The organism is Pleomorphochaeta sp., from assembly GCF_050031695.1.
Lineage (GTDB): Bacteria > Spirochaetota > Spirochaetia > Sphaerochaetales > Sphaerochaetaceae > Pleomorphochaeta.
Genome location: NZ_JBNAIC010000077.1, coordinates 1 through 13,021, shown reverse-complemented (window position 1 = coordinate 13,021; position 13,021 = coordinate 1). Strand labels below are relative to the sequence as shown.

Annotated in this window: 10 protein-coding genes; 7 read left to right on the top strand and 3 right to left on the bottom strand. The window is 25.6% G+C overall.

What is annotated here, in order from left to right; genetic code table 11:
- The 5 genes from ACPKM0_RS12990 to ACPKM0_RS12970 form a co-directional block, all read left to right on the top strand.
- On the top strand, positions 1-1,613 hold a 1,613-nt coding region (locus tag ACPKM0_RS12990; protein WP_472476594.1), incomplete at its 5' end, for a sensor histidine kinase.
- 5 nt (positions 1,614-1,618) lie between these two features.
- Positions 1,619-2,377 (top strand): response regulator transcription factor, encoded by a 759-nt coding sequence (locus ACPKM0_RS12985; protein ID WP_472476593.1) that lies wholly within the window; start codon positions 1,619-1,621, stop codon positions 2,375-2,377.
- Between the two features lie 173 nt (positions 2,378-2,550).
- On the top strand, positions 2,551-3,579 hold the full coding sequence (locus tag ACPKM0_RS12980; protein WP_472476591.1) for an extracellular solute-binding protein: 1,029 nt from the start codon (positions 2,551-2,553) through the stop codon (positions 3,577-3,579).
- 80 nt (positions 3,580-3,659) lie between these two features.
- Positions 3,660-4,730 (top strand): ABC transporter ATP-binding protein, encoded by a 1,071-nt coding sequence (locus ACPKM0_RS12975; protein ID WP_472476590.1) that lies wholly within the window; start codon positions 3,660-3,662, stop codon positions 4,728-4,730.
- On the top strand, positions 4,720-6,375 hold the full coding sequence (locus ACPKM0_RS12970; protein WP_472476589.1) for an ABC transporter permease: 1,656 nt from the start codon (positions 4,720-4,722) through the stop codon (positions 6,373-6,375). Before ACPKM0_RS12975 ends, ACPKM0_RS12970 begins: the two co-directional genes overlap by 11 nt.
- A 101-nt stretch (positions 6,376-6,476) precedes the next feature.
- On the opposite strand, the gene ACPKM0_RS12965 is transcribed toward ACPKM0_RS12970, so the two are convergent.
- From ACPKM0_RS12965 to ACPKM0_RS12955, 3 genes are all read right to left on the bottom strand, one after another.
- A complete protein-coding gene (locus tag ACPKM0_RS12965) occupies positions 6,477-6,875 on the bottom strand; it encodes a hypothetical protein (RefSeq protein ID WP_472476587.1) in 399 nt (132 codons plus the stop codon).
- A gap of 593 nt (positions 6,876-7,468) precedes the next feature.
- Positions 7,469-7,867 (bottom strand): hypothetical protein, encoded by a 399-nt coding sequence (locus ACPKM0_RS12960; RefSeq protein WP_472476585.1) that lies wholly within the window; start codon positions 7,865-7,867, stop codon positions 7,469-7,471.
- Between the two features lie 93 nt (positions 7,868-7,960).
- On the bottom strand, positions 7,961-8,992 hold the full coding sequence (locus tag ACPKM0_RS12955) for a hypothetical protein (protein ID WP_472476584.1): 1,032 nt from the start codon (positions 8,990-8,992) through the stop codon (positions 7,961-7,963).
- A 206-nt stretch (positions 8,993-9,198) separates the two neighbouring features.
- Between ACPKM0_RS12955 and ACPKM0_RS12950 the strand changes: the two genes are divergently transcribed.
- Entirely contained in the window at positions 9,199-11,721 is a 2,523-nt protein-coding gene (locus ACPKM0_RS12950; RefSeq protein WP_472476582.1) for a ribonucleoside-diphosphate reductase subunit alpha, read from the top strand.
- A 12-nt stretch (positions 11,722-11,733) separates the two neighbouring features.
- Positions 11,734-12,783, top strand: coding sequence for a ribonucleotide-diphosphate reductase subunit beta (locus tag ACPKM0_RS12945; RefSeq protein WP_472476580.1), 1,050 nt, complete (start codon positions 11,734-11,736; stop codon positions 12,781-12,783).
- The last annotated feature ends 238 nt before the right edge of the window (positions 12,784-13,021 follow it).

The window sequence follows — 13,021 nt, the reverse complement described above, 5'->3', positions numbered from 1 at the left end:
GAAAAAATGTTAGAACTTTTTCAATTAAATTAATTACAGTAGTTTTTATATTATTTGTCACAATTACTCAAATAATGAATTTAGTTGAGAAAAATGTTTATAAAAATGAAAGTATAAGCTTCTTAGACAACACTTTTATTGATTTAAATAATAAAATATTTATGCAAATGGAACTTCACAATAAAAATAATAGTTTCATTAATGCAGTAATAAACAATACTGTAGATAAAAAACTTGTTTCAACAAATAATTACACTTTTTCTAAAACTATGAGTTTAAGATATAATTATAATATTTACGATGATAATCTCACTCCTATATATGAAGAATCCCCCTTCTCTACTTTAAGATATAAAATGTATTTATCAATTATTAGAGAGAGAATAGTAAATAATAATCCTATTAAATTTATAATGTATTCTGATTTAGATAGTAATTCATATTTAATCTTTTATGGTGGCCTTTATGAAAATGACAGACTGATAGGAATTGATACCTTTTTAATAGACATAAATGATTTAAGTTATTATTTACTACCTAACTCTGGAAACTATATAATTGCCAATGAATTTGATACAGTTATTGCAAGTAATAACTATGAGATCTTAAATTCTAATGAAAATTTTACATATTCACAAAATTATAAACTTAATGGTATTAGATATAAAGTAACAAAAGTTGATAAAGAACATTACACAATATATTATTTAGAGAAGAGATTCACTATTGAAAAATATTATATAGCACTTCTATTTATGCTAATAATAATAGTCTTTTTAGTAATTTATTTTTCTAACAATGTAATAAAAAAAATAGCTATTAAAAATTCTCAAAGTATTGAATCAATAATTAGTGATACTAATATAGTATCGCTTGGAAAACTAGAGCACAAAATAAATGAAAATTTAGATGGTGACTTTAGGGATTTAGCTAAAAATATAAATGAAATGCTTAATAAATTAAATTTGGAAATAGAACTTAATAAAGAATTAAGTGAAACAAACCTAATATTTGAAAAGAAAAAATTAGACTCTCAATTTAATCCTCATTTTCTATATAATTCATTAGAGACTATTAGATATTCAATGATGTTTGATGTAAAGGAAACTGAAAAATACATTTTAGAATTAAACTCTATTTTAAGATATTCATTAAATAATGAAATAAACTATTCACTTCTTCAAGATGATTTAAAGTATTTAAAGAAATATCTTGATCTTTATAAGTTTAGATTTAAAGAAAAACTTAGCTATAATATAACTATTTCCCCAGAGGTAAAAGATATTTCTGTACCAAAATTATCAATTCAACCGTTAGTTGGAAATAGTATAAAATATGGATTTGAAAAAAGTACAAAAGTTCATATCGATATAACAGCTGAAATGATAGATAATATATGTTATATTAGTGTATATGATACAGGCATAAGCATTAGTGATACAATCATTAATGAAATTATGGAAATAAGTAAAAAAAATAAAAACTTATCTAACCATATTGGTGTTCATAATGTTTTGAGAAGGTTTAAAATTCTTTATCCAGATTCTAAACTAAATGTTAGAAGAGATGATAAAGGCACAGTGTTCGAAATTAGTTTTAAAAAAGAAGATTGATTAATATGTATAATGTAGTAATTTGTGAAGATGAAGATATTATAAGAAAAGGCTTAATGTTTAGCTTTGATTTTTCAAGTTTAAATTTAATGGTTGTCGCTGATTTTGATAATCCCATCTCTTGTCTATCATATTTAAAAGACCACAAAGTAGATATTATTATTACAGATATTAAAATGCCTCTAATGAGTGGCTTAGAAATGATAGCAAATATTGAGAATAAAAAAAATTATGAGTTTATTATCTTAAGTGGTTATAGTGATTTTGAATATGCTAAAAAAGCAATATCATATGGAGTTACTGAATATCTAGTTAAACCTTTAGATCATGAATTATTAAAAGTATCACTTAATAAGGCCATAACAAATCTAGAAGATAAAAAGCTTATAAACAATGCTAAATTTCAAGTAAAAAACCATTCAAAAGTTTATCAAGAAATAAATACCAATGATAAATTATTACAAGAAATTATTTTATTCATAAAAGAAAATTATATGAATAAAATTAAATTAGATGATGTGTCTAAAGAATTAAACTATAGTGTATCTTCAATTAAAAACAAGCTCAAACAAAATGACATAAAATTTAATTCTACATTAAATAGCTATAGAATATATAAAGCAATAAATCTAATTTCTTTAAATAAATATCCCATCTATCAAATAGCTGAAATGGTAGGTTTTAATGATTATAAATATTTTTGCTCAAAGTTCAAAAGTTATACAGGATATAGTGTTACAGAATTAATTAAAAACCATAAGTAAGATATATTATAATATTTACCTATAAATATTTTCACTATTAAATTTTATTCTATTTCTCCTTTTTTATAACAAAAATTGTCTTTTTTTAATATAATATTTGTCTTTTTATGGTATATGAAACTGAATATACCGGTGTTAAAATTAATTAACATATAAAAAGGAGATAAAAATATATGAAAAAAATTTTAGTTATTTTATTAGCAACCTTAGTTACTATGAGTTTCGCATTTGCTCAAGGCGCTGGAGAAGCTGAAGCTGAAGAATCAAAAACTTTAGTTATTTATTCACCTAACTCAGAAGGTTTATTAAACGCAGTTGAAAAACCTTTCGAAGAAAAATATGGTATTTCTGTTGATATCATTTCAGCTGGTACTGGTGAATGTTTAAAAAGAATTGAATCTGAAAGAAATGACCCTCAAGGTGATGTAATGTATGGTGGTAGTTACGCAACTTATTTAGGTAAACCTGAATTATTTGAACCATATGTAAGTAAAAATGATGCTAATTTAGTAGAAGCTTATAGAAATGACAGTGGTTTTGTTACAAAAAATACATTAGATGGTAGTGTTATTGTATATAACAAAACAAAACTTGCTGAAAAACTTCCTGGTGTTGAAATTAAAGGTTATGAAGATATTATTAAATACGGTTCTAAATTAGAAGGACAAATTGTATCTGGTGACCCATCAAAATCTTCTTCATCTTTCGCTCATTTAACAAACATGTTAATTGACTTTGGTGGTTATGAAAGTGATGCTGCATGGGCAAAAGTAGCTGACATCTTTAAATATACTAAAGTATTAGGTTCATCATCATCAGTATGGAAAGGTGTAAGAGATGGCGAATATACTATTGGTTTATCTTATGAAGATCCTGTTTTAACATTAATTAATGACGGTGCTGATGTAGGCGTTGTTTACATGGAAGAAGGTACAGTATTCTTACCAGCTGGTAGTGCAATCATTAAAGGTGCAAAAAACATGGAAGCTGCTAAATTATTCATTGATTTTATTACTTCTAAAGAAGTACAAGACGTATATGGTATGACATTAACAAACCGTCCTGTATATCAAAATGTACAAACTGCTTCTTATATGCAACCAATCGATACTATCAATGTTAAAAATGAAGATACAGCATATGTAACTGAACACAAACAAGAATTAGTTGATCGTTATATCGATATGTTCACAAGTCTATAATATTAATAATTATAAAAACAAAATAAACATAAAAGAAGCTATGTCTTCTTTTATGTTTATAATTTAATAGGGAAAAGTTTATGAGTGTAGCAATTAATATAGAACATGCATTAAAAGCATACGGTAAGAATGTTATTATTCCAGATTTAGATGTTCAAATTAAAGATAAAGAATTCTTTACTTTATTAGGGCCATCAGGATGTGGTAAAACAACATTACTTAGAATGATAGCAGGATTTAATACTATTGAAGGTGGAGATTTTTTCTTTGATGATAATAGAATCAATGAATTAGATCCAAGTAAAAGAAATATAGGTATGGTATTTCAAAATTATGCTATTTTTCCTCATCTATCTGTTAGAGAGAATGTTGAATTTGGATTAAAAAATAGAAAATTTAAAAAAGAAGAGATTGGTCCTATGGCTGATAAATTCTTAAAATTAATGCAAATTTATGAATATAGAGATAGAATGCCAGAAAGATTATCAGGAGGACAACAACAAAGAGTTGCTTTAGCTAGAGCTCTTGTTATTATGCCTGATGTGCTTTTAATGGATGAACCATTATCAAATTTAGATGCTAAACTTCGTCTAGAAATGAGACAAGCTATTCGTGATATTCAAAGAGAAGTTGGTATTACTACTATTTATGTTACTCATGATCAAGAAGAAGCTATGGCTATTAGTGATAGAATTGCTGTTATGAAATTAGGTGTAATTCAACAAATTGGAACTCCTCAAGAAATTTATCACAGACCTTCTAATGAATTTGTAGCAAGTTTTATTGGAAGAACTAATATTATAGAAGGAAAATGTAATAAAAATGAAATTACATTCTTAGACTATAAAGTTAATTTCAATAACATTGATTATAAAGGGGAAGTAAAAGTATCAATTAGACCTGAAGAATTTATTATTACTGATGATGAAACAGCTATCCCAGCTGTTATTAAAGATACTATTTTCTTAGGACTTAACACTCACTTCTTTATGGAATTACCAAATAAACAAATTGTTGAAATTATCAAAGAAAGTATGATAAACAATTCTAATGAAAAAGGAAAAACAGTTTATCTTAAAATAAATACAGATAAAGTAAATGTATTTACTAAAGATGGCAGTGAAAATTTGGTGATTGCCTATGAAAAATAAGAAATCAAAATTTAATTTATGGTCTTCATCAACCATTGGGTTATTAACACTATACACAATATTTTTAATTATACCTTTATTATTATTACTTTCTGATTCATTTATTGATTCAAGAACTGGTGAACTAACCCTTGCTAACTTTCAGAGGTTCTTTAGTAAAAAGTATTATTACTCTACCCTATTTAATTCCTTTAAAATTTCAATTGTTATAACTTTTGTAGCAGTTGTATTAGGAACAACATTAGCTTTCTTTTTTGCAAGATTTAAAATTAGAGGAGCTAAAGGTCTTAGAATATTAATTATATTATCTAGTATGTCAGCTCCATTCGTTGGTGCATATTCTTGGATTCTTTTATTAGGTAGAAATGGTGTTATTACAAAGTTTTTTGAAAACTTATTAAGCATTGAAATGCCTGATATTTATGGATTTAAAGGAATATTATTAGTTCTATCTTTACAACTATATCCTTTAATATTTTTATATGTTTCAGGAGCTTTTTCAAATGTAGATAATTCTTTACTTGAAGCATCAGAAAATTTAGGCTGTAGTGGCATTAGAAGATTCTTTAAAGTTATACTTCCTTTAATATTACCAACTGTTTTAGCTGGTGCCTTACTAGTATTTATGAGATGTTTCAGTGATTTTGGAACCCCTATGTTGATTGGTGAAGGATATAGAACATTCCCAATAACAATTTATGATGCATACATGTCTGAGTTAGGTGGTAATAATGGATTTGCAGCTAGTATAGCAGTTTTAGCTATTATTATTACATTAGTAATATTCATTTTCCAAAAATATATTTCTGAAAAGAATGCATTTACAATGAATAGCATTAATAAAATAAGACCTAAAAAAATTGAAGGCGTTAAAAATGTTCTAATACATATATTTAGTTATTTATTAATATCTCTATCAATTGCTCCTCAAGTATATGTTGTTTATACATCATTTAAGAAGGTAAATGGAACAGTATTTATACCTGGATATTCACTAGATAGCTATAGAATTGCATTCTCAAAGATGGGAAATGCTATTAGAAATACAATAGTTATACCATTAACAGCTTTAGCTTTTGTATTAGTAATTGCAGTATTTATTGCATATCTAGTTGTAAGAAAAAGATCTAAAGCTACAGCAGTAATAGATACAGTTTCTATGGTTCCATATATTGTTCCTGGAATAGTTGTAGGTATTGCACTAGCTAGTGCATTTAATAGACCTCCATTAGTATTAACAGGTAGTATGACCATCATGGTAATAGCCTTAATTATTAGACGTTTACCGTACACGATTAGATCAACTGTTGCAACTTTACAACAGATACCAATTACTGTTGAAGAAGCATCCCTTTCTTTAGGTGCTAGTAATGCAAAAACATTCTGGAAAATTACGATACCAATGATGAGTGCAGGTATTATTTCAGGTGCTATTTTATCTTGGATTACAATGATTTCTGAATTAGCATCAGCAATTCTGTTATACACAGGAAAAACAAGAACATTAACGGTTGAAGTATATACCCAAGTACTGAGAGGTAATTATGGAGTTGCCGCAGCTCTTGCTACAATTCTAGCATTATTAACAGTACTATCATTAATGCTCTTTAATAAAGTAAATAAAGGTAGAGATTTATCAATGTAATAATAACTTTATTTAGTGTTTATTACATAAAACAAAACTCGGTTTTAGCTAAACTTTCAAGCAAAACCGAGTTTTAATATTTTATTTGAATAGAAATATTTTTAAGCATTGGATTCTATAATTTCAGCTCCATCTATCGTAAAGGAATCATGTCCATTATAAGTTAAAGTAAAGTTCGAATGATAAACATATGATATATTAAGCGCTTCAGTTTCATCTTCAGTCTCTAAATAAAAACACAAAACAGTATCATCTGTTAAAACTGGTAAATAGTAAACAATAGAATCATTAATACCGATAGTCTCTCCATCTTTTAAATTGTTAGAAGGACGGTAGCTAATAGCTTTAGTTCCGGCTAAATTTGCTGAAAATGAAATTAAAGTTATTTCTTTATCACTTTCATTAATAAAAGTCATCTCAGTGAATTGAGATTGATTATTACAACTATTAAACATAAATGTTGCTAATAAAATGCTGAACAATAATAAATTCTTTTTCATAAATCAAAACTCCTACATATAAAAATTTTCTTTATATGTAAGTTTACTATATTTATTAATGATTCACAATCAACAATTATATATTTATAAAAAATATACTTTTAAATACAATTTAAATTAAATTTAGACTATTTCTAAAACTACAATATTAAATAAATTTAATATTATAAGCACCTTATTACAAAAGTCATAAAAATCTATTATATTTATTGTATTTATTACTCTTTAATTACTAATTAGACTTATATCTTTTAATTCAATAATAATTTAGAAAATTACAATATCAATAATTAGTGTAAGTACTATTTCAGATTCTATTTTCTATTTTATTATAAATTCTGTTATACTCAAGAAAAATAAGAACATTAACAGTTGATGTTTAAACCCAAATACTAAGAGGTAATTTGGGAGTTGCTACAATTCAAACATTATTAATAGTATGCTCTTTCTTACTCTTGAATGAAGTAATAGGAAGAAGAGATATATCATTGTAATAATATCTGTATTTAATTTTCATTAAATAAAAAAACCCGGTTGTAGCTAAACTTTCAAGCAAAACCGAGTTTTAATATTTTATTTAAATAGAAATATTTTTAAGTATTGGATTCAATAATTTCAGCTCCATCTATTGTAAAGGAATTAGTCCCTTTATAAGTTAATGTAAATTTTGAATAATTTTCATAACTTATTTCTAATTCTTCTTCCATTTGGGTACCGCCTGATATGTAAAAAATTAAATTAGTACCTTCTACTAAAACGGGTAGGTAATATACAACAGATTCATCAATACCGATAGTCTCTCCATCCTTTAAAATATTATATTTAGTTAATGTATCTTTTTCACCTGCCATCCCACCAAATAATGATATAGTATCGATCTCCACATCGCTATTATTCACTAAAGTCATCTCAGTGAATTGGGCTTGACTATTACAACTAATAAACATAAAAGTTGCTAATAAAATACTAAACAATAAAATTTTCTTTTTCATAAGTAAATACTCCTATATATATATATATTAACTATGAGTATACTACACTATTTATTGGTTAACAATTATTTTTTTTATAAAATATTTTACACATTAATTAATTATTTCAAAAACCACAGTATTTGATAAAGCTAATAAATAATTTTCCTTGCCAAATCTAATTGAATAAGTACCTTTTTTACTAAAATCATAACTATCTAATATATTTATTGTATTTTTAACACTATCATTACTAATTAAACTTATATAATCCTTTTCACTTGGAGCCATTCTGCTAACTAAAATTCCCTGATAATCTATTAATTCATCATTATAATATACATCTAAACAATCATTAGTTAATAAATCTTCTAACGGTGTACCCCAAGGTAAAAAAGTAAGACTATAGGCACTAGTATTCTTAGCTTCAAATGTTAAATAGATAGGATCATCAATTTTATATGTATTCTTATCTAATGAGATAGTAGTAATATACGGATTAATATAAGCTTCATCTTTAACTTTTTCTATTACAGAAATTAATTCAATTTCAAAGGATTCTTTGTTAGTTAATAATTCATCACTATCTATCCACTTTTTTTGAACCTTAACTTTATAAAAATATCCTGGAATATAATTAAAATATTGAATCTCATCACTTAGTTTTAACCAATTATTATTAAACCTTAATTCATCGCTTTCAACATATTGAAAAGATCTTTGATCCTCAGTATTTTGATCAGTATAATTAAATTTCTCTGAATTAATCCAATATTCTTTTACTTCAATTTGTTTATATTTTTTACCTTCATTTGATTTTTCTATAAAAATATCACTGTTTTTAATTATTTGAGAGGGATGATTTTCTAAAATTGTTCCTGCATATAATGAGATATAATCCCCTACTTTAATTTCATTGTAATTGAATTCATTTTCAATCATAAAGGTTGTATAGTTTATGCCATTATAATCAATCAAACTAATTAATTTTCCGCCATTTCTTTCACTAATATTAGAAACAGTATAAAAAGATTTTTCTATAATTACTTCAGATTCTACTTTTTCTGTGCTGCAAGAGGATAATACTATAACAACAAACATGGAGAGATATATATACTTTTTTATACTTTGTTTTACTTTTTCCATTTCATCCTCACCCGATAAAGCTTCATTATATCAAAAGTAAAAACAATCAATCACTATATATAGTTACATTACAATTCTTCAATATCAAAAATCTTACATTTATCAATATGAGTTAAAACACTAATTAGTAAAATAATTAAAAAAATACTTTCCATTATCAACTATATCAAATATTATTTAAATATAATATGAATTGGAGAAAATGCATGAAACTACAGAAAATAGTTAAAAGAAATGGCAATATTGAAGAATACAATATAACTAAAATTCAAGATGCAATTAAAAGTGCATTTGTTGCTTGTAATTGCACAATATCAAAAGAACAAATTGAAAATATTTCAAAAGAAATTGAAAATAAATTAAATAAAGAATATGTAGATGTTGAAGAAATTCAAGATATAGTTGAAAAGACACTTATGGTACATCAATACTTTGATGTTGCTAAATGTTATATTTTATATAGATCTGATAGATCAAATAAAAGAGAAATAAGACGATTAATTTGTGATGATTTTTCATCAATAAAGTTAAATGATGTTCTTAGAAGTATTCAAAACACTTTTATTTCTAAAAATTATGATTTAAATCTTGCATATAATAAATATAAAGCTTTTAAAACAATAAATATGAATGAAAATGATAAAATAGCTTCATTAATAAAAGCTTGTATTGAATTAACTACTATTGAATCACCTAATTGGGAATTTATAGCAGCAAGAATTCTATATTTACAATTTTCAACTAATCTAAAAAGATATGAACTTGAATTCGGTTTTAACACATTCTATGAAAAGATTAACTTTCTAAGTGAAAAAGGATTATATGGTAAATATATATTAAATTCTTATAATAAAAATGAAATAGAAATTGCTGAAAGATACATTGATAACAAAAGAAATGAATTATTTACTTATAGTGGATTAGACTTAATTTTAAAAAGATATGTTATAAAAACTCATGATTATAAAACAATAGAAACACCTCAAGAGATGTACCTTTCCATTGCACTACATCTAGCTATGAATGAAGAAAATAATAGATTAGCTTGGGTAAAGAACTTTTATGATATGTTATCAACTCATAAAGTTACTATGGCAACACCTACAATGAGTAATGCTAGAAAACCATATCATCAACTATCTTCTTGCTTTATTGATACAGTTCCAGATTCTTTAGATGGAATCTATAGATCCCTTGATAACTTTGCTAAAGTAAGTAAGTTTGGTGGAGGAATGGGTTTATATTTTGGTAAAGTTAGAGCTGTAGGGTCTGCAATAAGAGAATTTAAAGGCGTATCAGGTGGTATTATTAGATGGATAAAACTTGCTAATGATACTGCAGTTGCTGTTGATCAACTTGGAGTAAGACAAGGAGCAGTTGCAGTATATTTAGATGCATGGCACAAAGACATTCCGGAATTTTTACAATTAAAAACAAATAACGGAGATGATAGAATGAAAGCTCATGATATCTTTCCTGCAATTTGCTATCCTAATCTTTTCTGGGAAAAAGTTGAAAAAGATATTGATAGTGTATGGCATTTAATGTGTCCTCATGAAATATTTAGTGTTAAAGGCTATCATTTAGAAGATTATTATGGAAAAGAATGGGAAGAAAAATATTTAGATTGTGTTAACGATTCTAATATTAGTAAAAGAGAAATTATAGTTAAAGATTTAATTAGGTTAATTTTAAAATCAGCAATTGAGACTGGAGTTCCTTTTACATTTAATAGAGATATAGTAAATGAAGCAAATCCTAATAAACATAAAGGTATAATATATTGTTCAAATCTTTGTACCGAAATAGCTCAAAACATGAGTGAAATTAAATTTGTTTCAAATGAAATAAAAACTATAGATAATGAAGAAATAGTTGTAGAAACTACTAAACCTGGTGATTTTGTAGTTTGCAATTTAGCATCCCTTGCTTTAGGAAATATAGATGTTACTAATAATAAAGAAATGAGAGACACAGTTTATAATGTTATAAGAGCTCTTGATAATGTAATAGATTTAAACATGTATCCTCTATCATACGCTAAAATTACTAATAAGAAATATAGATCTATCGGTCTTGGAGTAAGTGGATATCATCACATGTTAGCTAACCATCAAATAACATGGGAAAGTGAAGAACATTTAAACTTTGTTGATAAGGTGTTTGAATCAATAAACTATTATGCAATAAATGCAAGCATGAATATTTCAAAAGAAAAAGGTTCTTATTCATATTTTAAAAACAGTGAATGGGATAATGGAAAATATTTTAGTAGACGTAACTATACAAGTGATAAATGGATAGAGCTAAAAAGAAATGTAAATAAATATGGTATAAGAAATGCCTATCTATTAGCTATAGCTCCAACAAGCAGTACAAGTATATTAATTGGAACAACGGCAGGTTTAGATCCAATAATGGATAAATTTTACTTAGAAGAAAAGAAAAATATGATAATACCAAGAGTTGCACCTAATTTAAGTAAAGACACCTTCTGGTATTATAAAGGAGCTCATTTAATAGATCAAAATTGGAGTATTAAAGCAAGTGGAGTTAGACAAAGACATATCGATCAAGCAATGAGTGTAAATATATATATTAATAACGATATGACTTATAGAACTATATTAAATCTTTTCTTACAAGCTTATAAAAATAATGTAAAAACAATTTATTATGTAAGAAGTAAATCTTTAGAAGTAGAAGAATGTGCTTCATGTAGCTCTTAAAAGGAAAAAATTATGAATTTAAAAGAAATAAAAAAAAGACCACTATTTAATGAATTTGGTGATATAACTTTAGATAAAAGAAGAATGGTTAATGGAAACACTACTAATTTAAATGATTTCAATAATATAAAATATAGCTGGGTTAATGATTGGTATAGACAAGCAATGAATAATTTCTGGGTACCCGAAGAAATTAATTTAAATCAAGATATACAAGATTATCGTGTTTTAGATATACATGAAAAAACAGCATATGATAAAGTATTAAGTTTTTTAATTTTTTTAGATAGTATTCAAACAGCTAACTTACCTAATGTAAGTAATTACATTACTGCTAATGAAGTTAATTTATGTTTAACAATACAAACATTTCAAGAAGCAGTACACTCACAAAGCTATGGATATATGCTAGATACAATTTGTGCTCCACAAGAAAGACTAGAAATATTATATCAATGGAAAGATGATGAACTGCTTTTAAAAAGAAATAAATTTATTGGCGATTTATATAATGAATTTAGTGAAAATCCTAATATAAAAACCTTAGTAAAAACCCTTATAGCAAATTATATATTAGAAGGAATTTACTTTTACTCAGGTTTTATGTTTTTCTATAATCTAGAAAGAAATAATAAAATGCCAGGATCAGTTGGAGAAATAAGATATATAAATAGAGATGAAAACACTCATCTTTGGCTATTTAGATCAATTATTCTTGAAATGAAAAAAGAAGAAGCAGAAATGTTTAATGAAGAATTGATTGAAGAATATAGAGAAATGATTAAAACTGGTTGTGAAATGGAAATTGAATGGGGTCATTATGTAATTGGGGATAATATAGTTGGATTAAACAAAGAAATGATAAGTGATTATATCAAATATCTCGGGAATCTTAGATGTACGCAATTAGGTTTTGAAAAGATTTATGAAGGCCATGATAGTGAACCTGATACTTTAAATTGGGTCAGTCAATATTCCAATGCAAATTTGATAAAAACAGATTTTTTTGAAGCTAGAAGCACAGCATATGCAAAAAGTTCAGCATTAATTGATGATTTATAAAAAATAAATATCCCTTCTATAAAAAATAGAGGGGATATCATTTTATATAAATATTTCTAAATTAAGAAAATAAATAATTATTAACAAATAGCCTCTCTATAGTGAGATGCGAATCAAGACACTTTCTAAATTATTTCACGAATATTTCAGTAGTTTTTCCTCTTTTTTCGCTGCACCAGTAAAAGCATTGTAATAAATTTCATTTGGTGCATAATATCCCAAAGATTGGTGAGGTCTG

Coding starts and splice junctions, on each gene's coding strand:
- ACPKM0_RS12985 (WP_472476593.1), top strand. CDS start 1,619: ATGTATAATGTAGTAATTTGTGAAGATGAAGATATTATAAGAAAAGGC.
- ACPKM0_RS12980 (WP_472476591.1), top strand. CDS start 2,551: ATGAAAAAAATTTTAGTTATTTTATTAGCAACCTTAGTTACTATGAGT.
- ACPKM0_RS12975 (WP_472476590.1), top strand. CDS start 3,660: ATGAGTGTAGCAATTAATATAGAACATGCATTAAAAGCATACGGTAAG.
- ACPKM0_RS12970 (WP_472476589.1), top strand. CDS start 4,720: ATGAAAAATAAGAAATCAAAATTTAATTTATGGTCTTCATCAACCATT.
- ACPKM0_RS12965 (WP_472476587.1), bottom strand. CDS start 6,875: ATGAAAAAGAATTTATTATTGTTCAGCATTTTATTAGCAACATTTATG.
- ACPKM0_RS12960 (WP_472476585.1), bottom strand. CDS start 7,867: ATGAAAAAGAAAATTTTATTGTTTAGTATTTTATTAGCAACTTTTATG.
- ACPKM0_RS12955 (WP_472476584.1), bottom strand. CDS start 8,992: ATGGAAAAAGTAAAACAAAGTATAAAAAAGTATATATATCTCTCCATG.
- ACPKM0_RS12950 (WP_472476582.1), top strand. CDS start 9,199: ATGAAACTACAGAAAATAGTTAAAAGAAATGGCAATATTGAAGAATAC.
- ACPKM0_RS12945 (WP_472476580.1), top strand. CDS start 11,734: ATGAATTTAAAAGAAATAAAAAAAAGACCACTATTTAATGAATTTGGT.